At 73.0% G+C, this 18217-nt stretch carries 17 protein-coding genes; 12 read left to right on the top strand and 5 right to left on the bottom strand.

Going from position 1 to position 18217, the window contains the following annotated elements; genetic code table 11:
• Positions 1-22 precede the first annotated feature (22 nt).
• The gene (locus NR112_RS05870) at positions 23-1156 is read right to left on the bottom strand and encodes a glycoside hydrolase family 76 protein (RefSeq protein ID WP_256793060.1); all 1134 of its coding nucleotides are present in this window, start codon (positions 1154-1156) and stop codon (positions 23-25) included.
• Between the two features lie 138 nt (positions 1157-1294).
• Here NR112_RS05870 and NR112_RS05865 point away from each other — a divergent pair, with 138 nt between their 5' ends.
• From NR112_RS05865 to NR112_RS05845, 5 genes are all read left to right on the top strand, one after another.
• On the top strand, positions 1295-1690 hold the full coding sequence (locus tag NR112_RS05865) for a YciI family protein (protein ID WP_256793059.1): 396 nt from the start codon (positions 1295-1297) through the stop codon (positions 1688-1690).
• A gap of 13 nt (positions 1691-1703) precedes the next feature.
• Positions 1704-2942 (top strand): RNA polymerase sigma factor, encoded by a 1239-nt coding sequence (locus NR112_RS05860; protein ID WP_256793058.1) that lies wholly within the window; start codon positions 1704-1706, stop codon positions 2940-2942.
• Positions 2939-3847, top strand: a complete 909-nt coding sequence (locus NR112_RS05855; protein WP_256793057.1) for an alpha/beta fold hydrolase — start codon at positions 2939-2941, stop codon at positions 3845-3847. Before NR112_RS05860 ends, NR112_RS05855 begins: the two co-directional genes overlap by 4 nt.
• Positions 3848-3970: 123 nt before the next feature.
• Entirely contained in the window at positions 3971-4795 is an 825-nt protein-coding gene (locus tag NR112_RS05850; RefSeq protein ID WP_256793056.1) for an SDR family oxidoreductase, read from the top strand.
• 23 nt (positions 4796-4818) lie between these two features.
• Positions 4819-6084 carry an SGNH/GDSL hydrolase family protein gene (locus NR112_RS05845; RefSeq protein ID WP_256793055.1) on the top strand — a complete coding sequence of 422 codons (1266 nt, stop codon included), beginning with the start codon at positions 4819-4821 and terminating at the stop codon, positions 6082-6084.
• A 146-nt stretch (positions 6085-6230) separates the two neighbouring features.
• On the opposite strand, the gene NR112_RS05840 is transcribed toward NR112_RS05845, so the two are convergent.
• Entirely contained in the window at positions 6231-7115 is an 885-nt protein-coding gene (locus NR112_RS05840) for a DUF429 domain-containing protein (protein WP_256793054.1), read from the bottom strand.
• 90 nt (positions 7116-7205) lie between these two features.
• Between NR112_RS05840 and gndA the strand changes: the two genes are divergently transcribed.
• Both gndA and NR112_RS05830 read left to right on the top strand, forming a co-directional pair.
• The gene (gndA, locus tag NR112_RS05835; protein WP_256793053.1) at positions 7206-8660 is read left to right on the top strand and encodes an NADP-dependent phosphogluconate dehydrogenase; all 1455 of its coding nucleotides are present in this window, start codon (positions 7206-7208) and stop codon (positions 8658-8660) included.
• A gap of 68 nt (positions 8661-8728) precedes the next feature.
• Complete coding sequence (locus NR112_RS05830) at positions 8729-10126, top strand: sigma 54-interacting transcriptional regulator (protein ID WP_256793052.1); 1398 nt, start codon at positions 8729-8731, stop codon at positions 10124-10126.
• A gap of 69 nt (positions 10127-10195) precedes the next feature.
• On the opposite strand, the gene NR112_RS05825 is transcribed toward NR112_RS05830, so the two are convergent.
• Positions 10196-10753, bottom strand: coding sequence for a class F sortase (locus tag NR112_RS05825; protein ID WP_256793050.1), 558 nt, complete (start codon positions 10751-10753; stop codon positions 10196-10198).
• Between the two features lie 98 nt (positions 10754-10851).
• Positions 10852-11616: a DUF4397 domain-containing protein gene (locus tag NR112_RS05820; protein WP_256793049.1), complete on the bottom strand. Its 765-nt coding sequence runs from the start codon at positions 11614-11616 to the stop codon at positions 10852-10854.
• Positions 11617-11758: 142 nt separating this feature from the next.
• On the opposite strand from NR112_RS05820, the gene NR112_RS05815 reads away from it, so the two are divergent.
• The 5 genes from NR112_RS05815 (at position 11759) to NR112_RS05795 (ending at position 16989) form a co-directional block, all read left to right on the top strand.
• A complete protein-coding gene (locus NR112_RS05815; protein WP_256793048.1) occupies positions 11759-12589 on the top strand; it encodes a hypothetical protein in 831 nt (276 codons plus the stop codon).
• A complete protein-coding gene (locus NR112_RS05810; RefSeq protein WP_256793047.1) occupies positions 12589-13461 on the top strand; it encodes a CopD family protein in 873 nt (290 codons plus the stop codon). The genes NR112_RS05815 and NR112_RS05810 overlap by 1 nt, the downstream gene beginning before the upstream one ends.
• Positions 13462-13543: 82 nt before the next feature.
• Positions 13544-15535, top strand: coding sequence for a VWA domain-containing protein (locus NR112_RS05805; RefSeq protein ID WP_256793046.1), 1992 nt, complete (start codon positions 13544-13546; stop codon positions 15533-15535).
• 49 nt (positions 15536-15584) lie between these two features.
• On the top strand, positions 15585-16175 hold the full coding sequence (locus tag NR112_RS05800) for a dihydrofolate reductase family protein (protein WP_256793045.1): 591 nt from the start codon (positions 15585-15587) through the stop codon (positions 16173-16175).
• 49 nt (positions 16176-16224) lie between these two features.
• Positions 16225-16989 carry a GNAT family N-acetyltransferase gene (locus NR112_RS05795; RefSeq protein WP_256793044.1) on the top strand — a complete coding sequence of 255 codons (765 nt, stop codon included), beginning with the start codon at positions 16225-16227 and terminating at the stop codon, positions 16987-16989.
• Between the two features lie 302 nt (positions 16990-17291).
• On the opposite strand, the gene NR112_RS05790 is transcribed toward NR112_RS05795, so the two are convergent.
• On the bottom strand, positions 17292-18032 hold the full coding sequence (locus NR112_RS05790) for a thermonuclease family protein (protein WP_256793043.1): 741 nt from the start codon (positions 18030-18032) through the stop codon (positions 17292-17294).
• Between the last annotated feature and the right edge of the window lie 185 nt (positions 18033-18217).

Genomic DNA, 18217 nt, shown 5'->3' with positions numbered 1-18217 from the left:
ATCCGAGACCTTCCCGACGCGGTCAGTGGAGCGCGGCGGCCGCCTCGAGGACGGTCCAGGCCTGCAGCTGCGGCGACAGCTCGAGCGGTGGCGCGGGCGCGTGTCCGGCGGGTTCGACGGGGAAGACCGACGGGTCACGCCGACCCGCGACCCGCAGGCTGCCGCGACCGGTCCACAGCGCGTCGGCCGTGCCGGTGACGAGCCGCCGTGCGGTCTCCCGCGCCTCCGGGGCGAGGGCCGGGACGTTCGCGGCGAGCGCGAGGTAGCGCACGAGGATCCCGGTGAAGAGGCCGCCGTCGCCGCCGCCGTGCGTCCGAAGCACCCGGGCGCCACCGACCTCGGTCGTCAGCCGCGCGTCCACCGCGGCGACGAGCGCGGCCGCCCGCGCGAGGCTCTGGTCGTCCCCGAGCGTCACGAGCGCGCCGAGCACCGTGCCCTGGTTGTACGACCACACGTCGGGGACGAGCACCTCCTCCCCACCCAGGAGCCGGATGCCGTCGAGCACGAGTCCGGTCTCCAGCGACCACAGGCGCGCGTAGAGCCAGTCGACGAGCCGGCGAGCCTCGTCCGTGTCGCCGAGACGGGCCAGGTGCAGCGCGGCCGGGCCCGTCGCGGGACTGTTCTTGAAGTCGCGGTCCCGGCTCCAGAAGAGGCCGCCCCCGAGGTCGTCCGTGTGCGCCGACCGCAGCTGCGCCGTGAGGTGGCGGCCGGCCGAGCGGAGGCGTCGGCCGCGCGCGGTGCGCCCGATCTCGTCGTGCAGGTCCTGCAGCCGCCCGGAGGCCAGCGCGAGCCAGGCCATGTCGTCGTAGAAGTCGTTGACCCATCGCACCCGGTTGCGCAGCCGGATCGTCGCGAGCAGCCGGTCACCCTGGCGGGCCCGGAGGTCCGCGCCGGCCGGGTCGCCGGTGCGCAGGGCACGGAGGCCGGCGTCGACGACGGCGTCGAGGTAGTGCGCTTGCCACCAGTAGTGCCACGCTCCGCGCAGGCCGCCGAACGTCCGTGACCCGGGGGGCGCGGGGTGCACGATGCGCGCGAGGTGCGTCAGCGGCATACGCCCGAGGCGCCCGGCGAAGAGCGACGAGACGGACCGCTCGGCCTCGGCGGCGCGCTCGTCGAGGGCCGTCGGGGGACCGGTCGGGCGGCTGGCGGCGGACACGCTGCGACGCTACCGCGGCCCCCGCCGCACCTGACTGTGGAAGGGTCGGTGGCGGTGTCGAGATCGCGGCCACGGCTCCGACGTCCCTGACGAGACGTGAACCGGCCGCCACGACGGCGCCAGGACGAAGGAGTCGACGTGAAGTACCTGCTCATGATCTGGAGCCACCCGCAGTCGTGGGGGCACCCGATCTTCCTGCGCACGCCCGAGGCCGCGGCCATGACCGACGACGAGCGCGCCGGGATGCTGCGCGACTTCGAGGAGCTCATGGGCGAGATCAGCGAGTCGGGTGAGCTAGTGACAGCGCAGGCGCTCGCGGACCCGCTGACGGCCCGGAGCGTGCGGGTGCGCGATGGCGAGAGCCTTGTCACCGACGGTCCCTTCGTAGAGTCGAAGGAGCAGATGGCCGGCTACGTCATCGTCGACTGTGCGACTCCCGAGCGGGCCGAAGAGATCGCGGGACGCTTCCCCGACGCCCGGTTCGCTGCCGTCGAGGTGCGCCCGCTCATGGGCGGATCGGCCGAGGACCTCTGAGAAGGCTGGTGACGTGGGCGGATCCGTGGTGACCGACGACCTGTGGCGCAGCGTGACGCCGCAGGTCATCGGGGCGCTCGTGCGTCGCTACCGGGACTTCGACCGTGCCGAGGAGGCCGCCCAGGAGGCGCTCCTGGCCGCGGCAGCGCAGTGGCCCGAGGAGGGCGTGCCGGACGACCCCAAGGCGTGGCTCATCCGGGTCGGCTCGCGTCGCCTCATCGACGGCCTGCGCAGCGACGAGGCACGGGAGCGTCGTGAGCTGGCGGACGCGAGTCGCGTTCCGGCCGACGACCTCGTCGCCCCCGCGCCGTATGCCGTCGGGCCGGGTGACCGCGACGACACCCTGACGCTCCTCCTCCTCTGCTGCCACCCGGTGTTGCCCCCGGCGTCACGGATCGCCTTGACCCTCAGGGCGGTCGGCGGCCTGACGACGGCTCAGATCGCCCGTGCCTTCCTCGTGCCGGAGGCGACCATGGCGCAGCGGATCAGCCGGGCCAAGCAGCGGATCCGTGAGTCGGGTGCCGAGTTCCGGATGCCGCCTCCCGAGGACGTGCCCGAGCGGCTGCGCGAGGTGCTGCACGTCCTCTACCTCGTCTTCACCGAGGGACACACGACGAGCGGCGGAGACACTCTGCACCGGATCGACCTGACGACTGAGGCGATCCGCCTCACGCGCCAGGCGCACGCCCTCCTGCCCGACGACGGCGAGGTCGCCGGCCTGCTCGCTCTCATGCTGCTCACCGAGGCTCGGCGCCCGGCCCGGACGAACGACGCGGGTGAGCTCGTGCCGCTCGCCGAGCAGGACCGCGCGCGGTGGGACACGGCATACATCCGGGAGGGCGTCGCCCTCGTGACCGACGCCCTGACGCAGACCCGGCTCGGGCCCTACCAGGTGCAGGCGGCGATCGCCGCCGTGCACGATGAGGCGCCGACGGCGGCACAGACGGACTGGGAGCAGGTGCTGGCCCTCTACGGGCTGCTCGAGCAGCTCGCGCCCGGGCCGGTCGTGACGCTCAACCGCGCCGTCGCGCTCGCCATGGTCGAGGGGCCTGCCGCCGGGCTCGCCGTGCTGGACGGCCTCGAGCAGGACAAGCGGCTCGCCCGACACCACCGGCTGCACGCGGTGCGCGCCCACCTGCTCGAGAGGTCGGGTGACGCCGCCGGGGCTCGCGACAGCTACCTGCTCGCCTCCCGCCTCACGACGAGCATCCCCGAGCAGGACCACCTCCGACGAAAGGCCGAAGCCCTGTGAGCGACACCCCAGCCGCCCCGAGCGCCGTCACCGAGAGCGACGTCGACCTCGGCGACGGGCACGTGCTCCATGTCTACGACACCGGCGCCCTGGGTGACGCCGAGGGGCTCGGCGTCGAGCCGCTCGTCGTCGTGTGGCACCACGGCACGCCCAACATCGGTGCACCGCCCCGGCCGCTCTTCGACGCCGCGGCCCGGCTCGGCATCCGCTGGGTGTCCTACGACCGGCCGGGCTACGGCGGGTCGACGCCGCGACCCGGCCGCGACATCGCCTCGGCAGCGCGGGACGTCGCAACCGTCGCCGACCACCTCGGTGTGGCGACCTTCGCAGTGATGGGGCACTCGGGCGGCGGCACGCATGCCCTCGCGTCGGGAGCACTGCTCGGTGACCGGGTACGTTCCGTCGTGAGCGTCTCTGCGGTCGCGCCTTTCCGTGCCTCCGGGCTGGCGTTCTTCGCCGGCATGGCGCCAGGCGGCGAGGCCTCCCTCCGCGCTGCGGCAGCTGGTCGCGAGGCCAAGGAGGCGCACGAGGCCGCCGCCGCACAGGTGCCGGAGGGTGAGATCGACAGCGGCTTCGTGGAAGCCGATGGGGAGGCCTTCTCCGGGCCGTGGGGCTGGTTCGGCTCCGTCGTCGGACCCGCCCTCGCTGCAGGTCCCGCGGCCCTCATCGACGACGACCTGGCGTACGTCTCCGACTGGGGCTTCGAGCCGGGCGCGGTGTCGGCGCCGACCCTCGTCGTGCACGGTGGAGCGGACCGGATCGTGCCGGCCTCGCACGGGCAGTGGCTCGCGAGCGCCATCCCCGACGCCGACCTGTGGCTCCAGCCGCTCGACGGCCACATCTCCGTGCTCCGCACCGCCGAGGACGCGCTCGCCTGGCTGGCGCGGACCGCGCGGCGCTCCTGAGCCTGGCCGTGCCGGTTCGAGGTGATCGCGGGCGCCAGGTCGGTGTCGCGATCACCTCGACGCGGGTCCCTGGCACCGGCCCGGCTTGCGTTGGAGTGCACTCGAAGTCATAGCGTCGAGCGCATGACGAAAACGTGGTTCATCACCGGAACGTCGCGCGGGTTCGGTCGCGAGTGGGCGATCGCCGCACTCGAGCGAGGCGACAACGTCGCCGCGACCGCCCGCGACACCTCCACCCTCGACGACCTCGTCCAGACCTACGGCGAGCGGCTGCTGCCGATCGCCCTCGACGTCACCGAACGGGACGCGGACTTCGCCGCCGTGCAGCAGGCGCACGATCGCTTCGGCCGGCTCGACGTCGTCGTCAACAACGCCGGCTACGGCCACTTCGGCTTCGTCGAGGAGCTGAGCGAGGCCGACGTCCGCGACCAGCTCGAGACGAACTTCTTCGGGGCGCTCTGGGTGACGCAGGCCGCCCTGCCGATCATGCGCGAGCAGGGATCGGGGCACATCATCCAGGTCAGCTCCATCGGCGGCATCTCGGCGTTCCCGATCGTCGGCGCCTACCACGCGTCCAAGTGGGCGCTCGAGGGTCTGAGCCAGTCGCTCGCCCAAGAGGTCGCGCCCTTCGGCATCACGGTCACGCTCATCGAGCCCGGAGGCTTCTCGACCGACTGGGCCGGCCCGTCGGCCAAGCACTCCGAGCCGTCGTCGACCTACGACGAGATCCACGAACGCACCCACCGCGAGCGCGCGGCGCGCAACACGTCGGGCCCCGGCGACCCCAAGGCGTCGGCCGCCGCGGTGCTCAGGATCGTCGACGCCGACGAGCCGCCGCTGCGCGTCTTCTTCGGCGCGGCCCCGCTCTCGATCGCCAAGGCGGACTACGCCTCGCGGATCGAGACGTGGGAGAAGTGGGACGACGTGTCCCAGCTCGCGCAGGGCTGACCCCCGCCACGACCAGAGGAGGTATGCCGTCACGCACGTCCGTGACGGCATACCTCCGCCGCGTGCGGTGGCGGCCACGCGGCGCCCGCGTGACCTCCGTCGTGTCGGTGTCGTTCTCCTCGGAGACCGACACCGGACGAAGGAGTCCCGCCGTGCCCCGTTCCGCACCCACCGGCCGCCCTGCCCGCCCCGCCGCAGCCCTCGTCGCGGCGCTCGCCACGGCCGCAGCACTCACCGCCGGCGCGGCCACCGCTCCGTCAGCCGCGGCCGCCCCGTCCGCCGCTGCCCCGTCCGCCTCGACCGCTGCGCCGCACGTCGTCCAGCTGGGCGACTCCTACTCGGCCGGCAACGGCACGGGCAGCTACGAGGAGCGCAGCTGCTACCGCTCGCCCGACAACTACGGCTCGCAGGTCGCGGCCTCGATCGGCGCGAGCTACACCGACGTCGCGTGCAGCGGTGGGGTCGTCGCCGACATCCTCGAGCCGCGCGAGCTCGGCGACCCGTCCACGAAGAGCGCGACGTACTCGATCGACCCGGCCCGCTACCCCGAGCAGAAGGCCGAGTGGCTGCGCCGGGCGCAGAACGAGCGACTCTGCGGCGTCCCGTCCCAGCCCGACTTCTCCTACCGCTACACCTTCGTCGCCGGAGTCGGCGTGGGCGGGCTCTACACCGGTACCGTCTCGTGCCAGCTCGTCGCCCGGCCGCAGATCGACGCGATCACGCCCGACACCGACTACGTCTTCGTCACCGTCGGCGGCAACGACATCGGCTTCTCGACGATCGTCGTCGACTGCCTGACCCTCCGCGACCCGTCGAGCTGCAAGCAGGCACTGGACGCGGCGACGGCCAAGGCGCCCGAGATGGTCGACCGCACCAAGGCGGCCCTGCGTGCCGTCGTCGCCCGGTCCGGTGGGCACGCGCAGGTCTACCTGCTCAGCTACCCGTTCCTCATCGACACCGAGAGCTACGGCATCCCCGAGGTCGCCCCGGTGTACGACGCCGGCACGGCGCTCAACGACCTCCAGCGCCTCGGCGACGGCCTGCAGTCGCGCGGCATCGCCGAGCTCGACGCGGAGGACGCGACGACGCAGTACCACTTCGTCGACACCGTCAAGGCGGCCTGGGGCGGCCGCGTCCACGGTCTCGACCCGCACGTCGTCGCCGACAACTCGAAGGCGTGGCTCGTGCCCGTCGGCACGCCGGGCCGTGACGTCGCCGAGTTCGTCCACCCGACCCAGCCCGGCTGGGACGCGACCGCCGGAGCCCTCCGGGTCGCCGTCACCGGCTGAGCCCCGCGGGCCTCGGTCGCGTCGTGGTGCCGTGTGCAGCGGCCGGGGCCCTGACGCCGCTTACTGCACACAGCGGCCGGGCCGGTGAGGTCATCGAGGGTGATCCGCATGGCCCATGGTCGGGCATCGCTGTGCGCGGGCCGTGCTCAGGCCCAGATGGCGGCCGGGATGCCGTCGGAGAAGACCTCGGGTGGGTCGGGCATCGAGCGGGCCAGACCCGCGGCATGGCGGGCGGCCGACCACGCGACCGCACAGGCGTCGAGGACGTCGTCCGCGGCATACCCCTGACCCCGGAGCACGGACGGGCGCGCGATGCCCGCGGCCGCGAGCGCTGCGAGCCGCTGGTCGCGTCCGTCGTCGGTCTTCTTGCTCGCGAGGATCGGCGCGCCTGACATCGTCGCGAAGGACACCTCCGGATGGATCTCGAGCACCGTCACGGTGGGGCGCGTGCGCAGCCACGCGTCGACCTCGACGATCTTGTCGCGCAGGGCGAACGCCTGGGCGCCGACGCCCTGGCCGACGAGGTCGCGGTTCACGGCGTCGGCCTCGGGGCGCGTGGCCGCCCCGTAGGCGGCCCGGGTCAGCGTCGAGAAGATCGACGACGCCTTGCGGGGCAGAGCCTTGCGTGCGAGAACGTCGGCCTGGCGGATCGTGCTGTCCGGCAAGCCGATCGGGATGTCGACGCCGACGACACGGATGCCGGTCGACTCGCGCACCATGGCGACGAGCTCGGCGATCGTCGGAGCGACGAGGATGCGCGGACGGGGGGCGCCGGGCTCGAGCAGCGCGCCCACCCAGCCGGCGGTGCACCCGTCGACACCGAGCACGGGCGCGACGACCTCGACCGGAGCGGGGCGCCCGGACGTCGCGGCGGCCGCCGAGTGCTGCTCGACGACGTCGGCGAGCCGGCGCAGCGCCGCGACACTCTCCTCGAGGGCGGTCCTGATCTCGCCGCTGCTGGCGACCGGCCCGGCCAGGGCGGTCGTCAGTCCGTCGGCGAGACCGCGGATCCGCTGCGCATCCGTCTCCATCGCCCCACTCAACCCCATCGGCGGCGGTGCGTCGGGACCGGTGGGTGGACACCTCGGAATGGACCGGCCGCGTCGGAGGTTGCCGCTCGCATGGAGACACGCGCAACGATCGGCGTCACCGGCCTCGCGACGATGGGTCGCAACCTCGCCCGCAACATCGCCCGGCACGGCCACACGGTGGCGGTCCACAACCGCACGACCTCGCGGATGACGAGCCTGCTCGAGCAGTTCGGCGACGAGGGCGACTTCGTCGGCGCCGAGACGGCCTCGGACTTCGTGGCCGCGATCCAGAAGCCGCGGGCCATCATCGTCATGGTCAAGGCGGGGGCCCCCACCGACGCCGTCATCGACGAGCTCGTGCCGCTGCTCGACGAGGGCGACATCGTCGTCGATGCCGGCAACGCCCACTTCGCCGACACGCTCCGCCGGGAGAAGGCTCTCTCCGACCAGGGGATCCACTTCGTCGGCATGGGCGTCTCCGGCGGCGAGGAGGGCGCGCTCAACGGTCCCTCGATCATGGTCGGCGGGTCCGACCACGCCTACGAGCGCCTGGCCCCGGTCGTCGAGTCGATCGCCGCGCAGGTCGACGGGACGCCGTGCGCCGCGCACCTCGGCCCCGACGCCGCCGGCCACTTCGTCAAGATGGTCCACAACGGCATCGAGTACGCCGACATGCAGCTCATCGCCGAGTCCTTCGACCTGCTGCGCAGCGTCCTCGGGCTCGAGCCCGCCGAGATCGCCGACGTCTTCCGCGAGTGGAACGAGGGTGACCTCGAGTCCTTCCTCATCGAGATGACCGCCGACGTGCTCGCCCACACCGACGCCTCGACGGGCAAGCCGTTCGTCGACGTCGTCGGTGACGCGGCCGAGCAGAAGGGCACCGGCCGCTGGACGGTCCAGAGCGCTCTCGACCTCGGCATCCCCGTCACGGGCATCGCGGAGGCCACCTTCGCGCGCAGCCTGTCGGGCCACACGAGCCAGCGCGCCGCGGTGCGCGAGACGTTCTCGGACCTCGCCGACCTCGACCCCGCCACGCAGCGCGACGTCGAGCGCGACGCCTTCGTCGACGACGTCCGCGCCGCCCTCTACGCCTCGAAGATCGTCGCCTACGCCCAGGGCTTCGACCAGCTCGCGGCCGGTTCGCGGGAGCACGGCTGGGACCTCGACCTCGGTGAGGTCGCGACGATCTGGCGCGGTGGCTGCATCATCCGCGCCCGCTTCCTCGACCGCATCAAGGAGGCGTATGCCGCCGAGCCCGACCTCGAGTCGCTGCTGACCGCGCCGTGGTTCGCCGCCGCCATCGACGACGGGGTGCAGGCCTGGCGCCGCGTCGTCGCCGTGTCGGCGGAGCGGGGCGTCCCGGCACCCGCCTTCGCGTCGTCGCTCGCCTACTTCGACGCCCTCCGCCGCGACCGGCTGCCGGCTGCGCTCATCCAGGCCCTGCGCGACAACTTCGGCGCGCACACGTACACACGCGTCGACCGCGAGGGCACCTTCCACACCGACTGGGGCGGAGACCGCGCAGAGTCCCTGACCGCCGGCTGACGCCCCGTCAGGTCCACGGGGCTTCGACACCCTTCGACAGGGTCGGGAGTCGGACGTAGCGTGAAGCAATGACCCACCCCGACACCGGCCGTGCCACCACCCTCGGCGAGCTGCGCGCCACCGGTCACGTCCACCGCAGCGTCAAGAGCGAGATCCGGGAGAACCTCCTCGCCCGGTTGCGTGCGGGCGAGGACGCGTTCCCGGGCATGGTCGGCTTCGAGGAGACCGTCCTGCCCGAGCTCGAGACGGCGCTGCTCGCGGGCCACGACCTCGTCCTGCTCGGCGAGCGCGGACAGGGCAAGACGCGCCTCATGCGCACGCTCTCGGGCCTGCTCGACGAGTGGAGCCCCGTCGTCGAGGGGTGCGAGATCGGCGACGACCCGCACGCGCCGTCGTGCACCCGCTGCCGCCGGCTCGCTGCCGAGCTCGGCGACGACCTGCCCGTCACATGGCGCCACCGCAGCGAGCGCTACACCGAAAAGCTCGCGACGCCCGACACGAGCGTCGGTGACCTCGTCGGCGACGTCGACCCCGTCAAGGTCGCGCAGGGCCGCACGCTCGGCGACCCCGAGACGGTGCACTACGGCCTCGTGCCGCGCAGCAACCGTGGCATCTTCGGCCTCAACGAGCTGCCCGACCTCGCCGAGCGCATCCAGGTCGCCCTCTTCAACGTGCTCGAGGAGCGCGACATCCAGATCCGCGGCTACTCGCTCCGGCTGCCCCTCGACATCCTCCTCGTCGCGACGGCCAACCCCGAGGACTACACGAACCGCGGCCGCATCATCACGCCGCTCAAGGACCGCTTCGGCGCCGAGATCCGCACCCACTACCCGACCGAGGTCAGCGACGAGGTCGCCCTCATCGCGCAGGAGTCAGCGCTCGTCGCCGACGTGCCCGAGCACCTCCTCGAGGTCGTCGCTCGCTTCACCCGCGGGCTGCGCGAGTCCTCGGCCGTCGACCAGCGTTCCGGCGTCTCGGCGCGGTTCGCCATCGCGGGGGCCGAGGGCGTGGCCGGCTCCGCACTGCGCCGCGCCGCCCGTTCCGGGGAGGCGTATGCCGTCGCGCGCGTCTGCGACGTCCCCACCGTCGTGCCCACCCTGCTGGGCAAGGTCGAGTTCGAGATGGGGGAGGAGGGGCGGGAGCGCGACGTGCTGACGCACCTGCTGCGCCTCGCCGTCGCCGAGACCTACCGCTCCCGCCTGTCGGGCCTCGACCTCACCGGCTTCACGAACCTCTTCGCCGAGGGCGCCGTCGTGGAGACCGGCGAGCTCGTGCCGGGGGCCGACCTTCTCGCGCAGGTGGGTCCGGTGCCGGGCCTGTCCAAGGTGCTCGACCGGCTCGGGCACGGTGACGACGCGACACCGGGACAGGTCGCTGCCGCCGTCGAGTTCGTGCTCGAGGGCTTGCACCTGACGCGACGCATCGACAAGGACTCCGTCGCGGGCCGCACGGTCTACGGGGCCTGACCCGGGTCGCCGTGCCGCAGATCGGTGGGCTGCTGGTCAGCCGGCAGCTGCTCAGCGGGGCGGCGCTGCTCAGTGGGCCGCCCCGTCGGGGACAGCGGTGACGACGAGGTTCTCGTCGTAGCTGTGGGTCGCGCGGTCGAAATGGCCCGCGCAGGTCATGAGAACGAGTCGGTGCTCGCCCCTCTGGTCGAAGACCGGGCTCGTCGCGTCGATGGATGACTTGCGCATGGCCGCGACCTCGGTCACCCGGTAGGCCGCGCGGTGCCCGGAACCGGTCAGGGTGACGACGTCACCGCGCCGGAGCCCGGTCAGCTGCTCGAAGAAGCCGAGGCCCTGGCCCGGCGCGTCGAGGTGGCCGGCCACGACGGTGGAGCCGAACGGGTCGCCGACCCAGGCGCTCCCGTCCCACCAGCCGACGCGCCTGATATCGGCCGGCACGGCGAGGACCCCGCCGACGGTGGCGGCCGGGTCGACGGGGGCGCTCGCCCCGTCCGGGAGCGACACGCGCTCGGGTCGGAACCGCACCCGCTCGCTCGCGGCCGTCCGGGCCACCCGGGCCGGCGTGACGGGCCCAGCCGTCGTCGACCGGGCGCGGGGCGAGGGTCGGTCCGTCGCGACGGCGCTCACTGCCGACTCGCCGGCACCGGCCGACGCCGCGCAGCCTGCGAGAGCGAGTGCCGCGACGCCCCCCACCAGGAGTCGCGCCGCCGACGAACGGCGACCGGTCACCGAGCGAGGAGGACGCCGAACGGCGGGGAGCCCAGGTCGGCCGCCTGCCCACCGCTGCCGGTGTCGACGAGGTCCGGTGCGCCGGAGCCGGTCTGCCCGGCCGGTAGCACCTGCACGACGGCTCGCATCGTCGAGCTCGACGGGTCGCCCACGGCGAAGACGCGGTTGAGCGAGCCCGCCTTGACCGGGAGGTCGAGCGGCCCCAGCACGACCGGCGAGGACTTGCCCGCGGGCACGATGTCGACGGAGTAGGTGCCACCCGGCACGACGAGGTTGAGGGCCTCGCCGTTCGCGATGTTGGCGAAGAGGACCTTGCCCTCGACCCGTACGTCCGCCGGTGGCACCGCAGCCGTGTGGGCCACCGTCAGCGACGCCTTGCCGGCCGGGATCGCCGCCGTCGAGTTGTCGTAGACCGTGACGGTCGGCGGCCCCTTCGGGTCGACCGGCAGGTGCAGCACGACGTCGGTGCTCGACCCGGACGAGACGTCGACCGAACGCGACAGGATGTGGGATCCGTTGCTGGAGAACGAGATCGAATGTCTGCCGGGCGTGAGACCGATGGCCTCGGACAGGGTCGCGCCCGCGAGTCCACGGGCTGCCGAGGTGCCGTCGACGGCGACGTCGACGGTGCGTCCCGGCAGACCCTGGACGACGAAGACGGTCGCCCCCGGCTCGGCGGCGCTCGCGGAACTCGCCCACGTGGCGAGACCGGCTGCCGTCACGACGGCCGCGGTGAACGAGACAGCACGACGTGCGTTCATGTGACTCCACCCCCCAGGTGAAAGCTCTCGGCCGCAGAAGACCCCCTTCTGATCGACCTCAGGGAACCGAATATAGGCCACACTCGATGGATCGGGGCGGCTCTCGTGGGGACGAGTCTTGGGCCGGAGAGGGGATTGAGGCATGGGGGTCGAGCGCGACAGGAGCAGGGTCGTCCTGCGCCGTTACGTCGCTGGAGTGGCGGTTCCGCTCGCCCTCGTCGGCGGAGCGGTGTGGCTCTGGGGTCGAGCGCCCGAGGCGTCTGCTGTTGCGGGCTCGTTCGGCGTGGACGTGGGGCAGACACCGGGCTCCGGCGCCGCGGGTGGGGGTGGGACGACGACTTCTGGCGTCGCGCCCAATTCACGGCAGCCCCTCACCTCGTCCGGGCCGACCACGTCGCCACGCGTCAGCCCGTCCGCGGCCTCGACGGGGCCCGGCATCACCGAGACGGGTGTGCACCTGTCGGTGACCCCGTCCGCCGACGGGACGCTCGAGGTCTATGAGCAGGTCGTCCTCGGTGGCGTCATCACCCGCCTCGAGCTGCGCCCGCCGGACGCGCGCGCGGCGGGCCCCGACTTCGCGACGTCGCGCCCCGCGGCGACCGACGTGCAGGTCTCGATCGGCGGGCAGCCGGTCTCCGTCGGAGCCAGCCCCATCTCGAGGCGGCGGTCTGTCGACCTCGCGCAGCCGGCTTCCCAGGTCGAGCTGCGCTACGTCCTCACCGGGGTGACCGTGCGCAGCATCCCCTCGACGACGGGGCGCGCCCTGGCCGCCATCATGCCGCTCACGTCGACCGGGACGACGCCGGTCGTCGTGACCACCTCGGGTGACGCAGTGCTCAACCTGACCTGCCCGCAGCTGTCGGGTGACGCGCAGGTGTGCGCGGACGGTGTCAAGGGTGCGATGTCGGTGCGCGACCCCTTGCCGGCGACGCGCGACGTCGTCGTCCTCCAGCTCGACCTGCCGAGGCCGTGATGGCTTCCGCGCTGCGGGACGCCCTGCTGTTCCTCGACGAGGCAACGACCCTCGTCGGCTTCGTCCTCGTCGCCGGACCGCTCGCCTTCTGGGTGACCGTCGCGCCGAACGGCCGCTACGACCGCAAGCAGCTGCTCCTCGTCGACGTCGGCCTCTGGGTGCTGGCTGTCGCCACGGTGCTCGGCCCGGTCCTGCTCGTCGTCGCGGGAGGTCTCGAACCGGGCGAGGTGCCGCGCGAGGTCTGGGCCTCGGTGCTCGTCCGGTTCGCGGTGCTGGCGGCGCTCGGCGCCTGGCTCACCGACCTCGTCGCCGAGCCGATCCTAGGGGCCCGGCGGGTCTGGGCGGGTGCGGTCGTCGTCGCCCTGTCGGCGACCTTCCTCGCGGCGCCGGTCGGCTCCGACGCGCCCCGTGGTCCGGTCGTCCTCGCAGCGCTCCTCGCTCACGTCGTCGCGGCGGCCGTCTGGCTCGGTGGTGCCGTCGTCATCGCGGTCGCGGGGCTGCCGATGCGTGACCTCAACCTGCTCTCGTCGCACGTGAGGGCGTTCTCCCGCATGACGATCGGCTGCGTCGTCACGGTCCTCGTGTCGAGCGGGGTGCTCGTGCTGTCCGGGTCGTCGGACCTCTACGGCCTCGTGTCGTCCACGTACGGGCTCGTCATGCTGCTCAAGGCCGTCGTCTTCGTCGCCATGGTCGTCATCGCGGACCATGGACGCCGCCACCTCGACGACGTGCTCGTCACCCGCCTGCGCACCGGCGCCGACACGCTCCCGGGCATCCAGGCGTGGTCGCTGCTCATGGCGGCCCAGGTCGTCGGAGCCGGGATCCTCGTGGGCGCATCCGTCGTGCTGACCATGATCGGCGCACCCGGCTGAGCCCGCGTCAGCCGGGTGCGCGGTGGTCAGGGCCGCCAGCCGCGCCGTCGACACCGCCCGGGGCTGGACGTAGCGTGGGGCGATGAGTCCCCGTGACAGCGGCGAGCAGCACGGTCGCTACCGCTACGCGCCGTGGTCGGGTGGGCCCGACCCGTTGGCGCCGCCCTTCGACGTCCGCTCCGCCCTCGACGAGGTCGGGCACGACGTCCTCTCTGGGGGGTCGCTGCGGGAGGCCCTGCGCGAGCTCATGCGACGAGGTATGGACGGACATCGCGGCCTCGACGACCTCGCCGACCGCGTACGCCGTCTGCGGGAGGCCGCGCGTCGGCGCGGCGACCTCGGCGGCACCCTCGACCAGGTACGCGCCATGCTCGACCAGGCCCTCGCCGAGGAGCGCGACACCCTCGCCGGTGAGGCCGGTGACGACGCCCGCCTCGCCGAGATGGACCTCGCGACGATCCCCGACGACGTGGCCGGCGCGGTCCGCGCGCTCGGTGACTATGCGTGGCACTCGCCCGAGGCTCAGCAGACGTACGAGCAGATCCAGCAGATGCTCCAGCGTGAGGTCGTCGGGGCGCAGTTCGAGGGGCTCAAGCAGGCGTTGTCGGGCAACGACCCGCAGGCGATGCAGGCCGTCAAGGACATGCTCGCGGACCTCAACCAGCTCCTCGCCGCCCACGCCCGCGGCGAGGACACCGAGGACCAGTTCCGCGACTTCATGGACAAGCACGGCGACCTCTTCCCGGAGCGGCCCGAGAACGTCGACGAGCTCATCGACGCCCTGGCCCGGCGACAGGCCGCGGCCGAGCGGCTCATGGCCTCGCTGACCCCCGAGCAGCGCGAGCAGCTCGGCCAGCTCATGTCCGACGCCCTCGGCGACCCCGACCTCGCGTCGCAGATGGCGCAGCTCTCCGACAACCTGCGCGCGCTGCGGCCTGGGCTCGACCGTCGCAGTCCCGTGCAGCAGGGGCAGGGCGGCGAGCCGATGGGCTACGGCGACGCGGTCGGCGCCGTGGCCGAGCTCGCCGACCTCGAGCAGCTCGGCGAACAGCTCGGGCAGGGGTACTTCGGCGCGACCCTCGACGACGTCGACGTCGAGCGGCTCGAGCAGTACCTCGGCGCCGACGCCGCCCGTGACATGGAGGCCCTCCGCCAGCTCGAGCGTGACCTCGAACGCCAGGGCTACGTCTCCCGCGGCGACGACGGCCTGCGCCTCACGCCTCGTGCGGTCCGGCGTCTGGGCGAGACGGCGCTGAAGCGGGTCTTCGACCGGGTCGAGGCGACCGGGCGCGGCGACCACGACGACCGCGGGGCCGGCCACGCCGACGAGCCGACCGGGCTCACCCGCCAGTGGGAGTTCGGCGACGAGCTGCCCATCGACACGGTACGCACGGTGTCGAACGCCTTGCAGCGCAACGCCGCCCAACGGAGCACGGCATCGGGCGGTGGCGTGGAGCTGCTCGTCGAGGACTTCGAGGTGGCCGAGACGGAGCGGCGCTCGGTCGCGGCGGTCGCGCTGTGCGTCGACATGTCGTTCTCGATGATGCAGGAGGGTCGGTGGGGGCCGATGAAGCAAACCGCCCTCGCCCTCTCGCATCTCGTGCAGACGCGTTTTCGGCACGACGCGCTGCAGATCATCGGTTTCAATCTCGCGGCGCGCACGCTGACCCCGACCGAGCTGACCGAGGCCGAGCCGGAGTGGGTGCAGGGCACCAACCTCCAGCACGCGCTCATGCTCGCGTCGCGGCACCTGCGGCGGCACCCTGACGCCGAGCCGGTCGTCCTCGTCGTCACCGACGGTGAGCCGACGGCGCACATCGAGGTCGACGGGCGGCCCGTCTTCCACTGGCCGGCGACGCAGGAGACGGTGCGCGCGACGGTGGCGCACGTCGACGAGCTGCGCCGGTCGGGCGCCCAGCTCAACATCTTCATGCTCGGCGACGACCCGGGGCTGGCTCGCTTCGTCGACGCCGTGGCCCGGCGGGCGGGTGGACGCGTCTTCACGCCCGACATCGCGAGGCTCGGGGAGTACGTCGTCGCCGACTACCTCCGCACCCGTCGGGGTCGCCGCTGAGTGCTGGGCCGCACTGGTGGACGAGCACATCGCAGACAGGGAGAGCACCATGGGCAAGGTCGTGTCATCGGCATCGATGTCGCTGGACGGGTTCGTCGCCGGTCCGGGCGACGAGGTCGGTCCGCTCTTCGACTGGTACGAGGCGGGCGATGTGCCGTGGGAGTCGGCGGGAGGTGACATGACCTTCCACCTGGCCCCGACCGACGCGGACTACTGGCGGTCGTGGGCTGGCAGCCTCGGTGCGCTCGTCGTCGGCCGGCACCTCTTCGACATCACCGACGGGTGGAAGGGGACGCATCCGCTCGGGGTCCCGGTCGTCGTGCTCACCCACGAGCCCCCCGACGGCTGGGGCTATCCCGGCGGGACCGTCGAGTTCCTGACGGGCGGCGTCCACGACGCGGTGGCCCGGGCGCGCGAGGTCGCTGGTGACTCCGCCGTGGGTGTCGCGGCCGGTGAGATCGCGAGCCAGTGCTTCGCTGAGGGGCTGCTCGACGAGGTGGCGATCGACCTCGTGCCGTGCTTCCTCGGCGTCGGGCGTCCGTACTTCACCGAGGCCGCTGGCCAGGTCGTGCTCGGCGACCCGACGACCGTCGTCGAAGGTGAGCGGGTCACGCACCTCGTCTACCCGGTGCAGCGCTGACGCCGTAAACCGGTCGCTCGCCCGTGCCGCAGACTGTCATGGTGGCGCCATGGGGCGAGCTCACGACGCGCGGCTGGACCGCATCGAGGCGTACTACGACTGCGTCCCACGGGCCGTCGCGAGCGCCATGGAGGTCGGGCCCTTCACGCTCTTCGTCGCCGAGGAGGGCACGGGGTGGCAGTTCTACGCTCGTCCCCGGTGGGGTCGCCGGGGCGCCTTCAGCGCCGATGATGTATGCCGTGTCCTCGAGACCCAGCGCGAGCTCGACGTGCCGCGGGCCATCGAGTGGGTCGACGAGGTCACGCCGTCCTTGCTACCCGCCGTGCGTGCATCCGGCCACGAGCCGCACGGGTACCCGCTGCTCGTCATGCCATCGGACGTCCCGGTGGCGGCGGACCCACGGGCCCGGCCTCTGAAACCGGCCGAGCCGCACCTGTCGCTGGCCATGGGAGCGGTGTCGGCGGGCTTCGCCGGGCGAGACGAGGTGGAGCCGAAGGACCCGGGCAAGCGACCCGAGCTCATGGCGCGGGGCGACCTCCTCGTCGTCGCCTCGTTCGAGGGCAACCGCCTCTGTGGGGCCGGATCGGCCGCTCCTCGGGGTGACGTCGCCGAGCTCATGGGCATCGCCGTGCCCCCGGGGCACCGCGGTCGCGGTCACGGCACGGCGATCACGAGCACCCTCGTCGCCGCCTGCCGAGAGCAGGGCGTCGAGGTCGTCTTCCTGTCGGCGGGATCGGATGCGGCCGCCGACATCTACCGCCGGGTCGGCTTCGTCGACGTCGGCACCGCCTGCATCCTCGACCTCGATGACTGAGACACCAGCAGCATCATCTGGCGCGCCCTACGTCACTGCTTCGCTGGGTGGGGCAGTGACGCGGGGCGCGGGGTGGGCTTGGGCGGTCCTGCTACGTCAGTGCTCCGCTGGGTGGAGCAGTGACGCGGGGCGCGGGGTGGGCTTGGGCGGTCCTGCTACGTCGGTGCTCCGCTGGGTGGAGCAGTGACGCGGGGCGCGGGGTGGGCTTGGGCGGTCCTGCTACGTCGGTGCTCCGCTGGGTGGAGCACTGGCGCAGTCGGGTCTGGGTGACCATGGTTCTTTGGACAGCGGCCGACGCACGATCAGACCTTGGCGGGGCGGAAGCCCGCGGCCTCCGCGTCGTCCATCGTCGCGAAGCACTGCTCCGGCTTCGTCACCGCGTAGTACCGGTCGCCGGGCTCGTGGGCGATCATCGAGCTCTCGTTGCCCTTGACCGGGCGCGACTGCGGGCAGGGGTACCGGTCGCCGGCCAAGGGCCAGGACCCGGTGAGCCCGCTGCCGCCCGTGCTGCCGCTGGACGTGCCGGCGCCGGGGTCGGCGCAGGCGGCCTTGGGGCTCGCCGCGTCGGCGCGGACATAGGCCCCCTCGCGGGTGTGCGAGCCGTAGCCGTCGCGGGAGTCGTAGCGGGCGACGGCATACCCCTGCTTGACGAGGCGCAGGCCCGCGTCGACGCCGTTCACGTCGACGTAGCGCAGCAGTCGGCCGTAGCGGTCGACGTCGTCCCTGGCCCCCGCGGTGAGGGTGACGCGCTGGCCCCCGAGGATGCCGCGCAGGGCGTTGCGGGCCTCGGTGAAACCGCACTGGCCGGTCTCGGGAGTGTCGATGCCGATGAAGCGGATCTTGCGGGAGTCGCCGGCGCGCGAGACCCAGATCGTGTCCCCGTCGACGACCTTCGTGACGGTCCACAGGGCAGCCGCGGCATTCGCATCGCCGGCAGCCTTCGCCCGCGCCGCCTTCTCGGCCTCGGCCTTCGCCTCTGCGGCCCGGCGGGTCGCGTCGGAGTCGGTCGTCACGACGGGCTCCGGGGTACGCGTCCCGGTCACGACGGGCACAGTCCCCCGCGCCGGCGAGTGTCATCTCGTCCGAGCCGCGCGCGGCGGTGCCCCCGATCGCGGCCAGCGCGGCGAGCGCGGCGAGCGTGACGAGTCCCTTGGTCCTGCGGCTGCGCATCGTGCTCCCTGATCCCCTGGTGATCGGCTCACCGTAGGTGATCGCCATCGCCCTGTCC

The sequence above is a fragment of the Terrabacter sp. Ter38 genome (genome assembly GCF_024519435.1).
GTDB lineage: Bacteria > Actinomycetota > Actinomycetes > Actinomycetales > Dermatophilaceae > Terrabacter.
This window is presented reverse-complemented; position numbering and strand designations above follow the sequence as displayed.

Excerpts from the sequence above, each read along its gene's own strand:
- NR112_RS05850 (WP_256793056.1), top strand. The coding sequence starts at position 3,971 with ATGACGAAAACGTGGTTCATCACCGGAACGTCGCGCGGGTTCGGTCGC.
- NR112_RS05845 (WP_256793055.1), top strand. The coding sequence starts at position 4,819 with ATGCCGTCACGCACGTCCGTGACGGCATACCTCCGCCGCGTGCGGTGG.
- NR112_RS05840 (WP_256793054.1), bottom strand. The coding sequence starts at position 7,115 with ATGGAGACGGATGCGCAGCGGATCCGCGGTCTCGCCGACGGACTGACG.
- gndA (WP_256793053.1), top strand. The coding sequence starts at position 7,206 with ATGGAGACACGCGCAACGATCGGCGTCACCGGCCTCGCGACGATGGGT.
- NR112_RS05830 (WP_256793052.1), top strand. The coding sequence starts at position 8,729 with ATGACCCACCCCGACACCGGCCGTGCCACCACCCTCGGCGAGCTGCGC.
- NR112_RS05820 (WP_256793049.1), bottom strand. The coding sequence starts at position 11,616 with ATGAACGCACGTCGTGCTGTCTCGTTCACCGCGGCCGTCGTGACGGCA.
- NR112_RS05815 (WP_256793048.1), top strand. The coding sequence starts at position 11,759 with ATGGGGGTCGAGCGCGACAGGAGCAGGGTCGTCCTGCGCCGTTACGTC.
- NR112_RS05810 (WP_256793047.1), top strand. The coding sequence starts at position 12,589 with ATGGCTTCCGCGCTGCGGGACGCCCTGCTGTTCCTCGACGAGGCAACG.
- NR112_RS05805 (WP_256793046.1), top strand. The coding sequence starts at position 13,544 with ATGAGTCCCCGTGACAGCGGCGAGCAGCACGGTCGCTACCGCTACGCG.
- NR112_RS05800 (WP_256793045.1), top strand. The coding sequence starts at position 15,585 with ATGGGCAAGGTCGTGTCATCGGCATCGATGTCGCTGGACGGGTTCGTC.
- NR112_RS05795 (WP_256793044.1), top strand. The coding sequence starts at position 16,225 with ATGGGGCGAGCTCACGACGCGCGGCTGGACCGCATCGAGGCGTACTAC.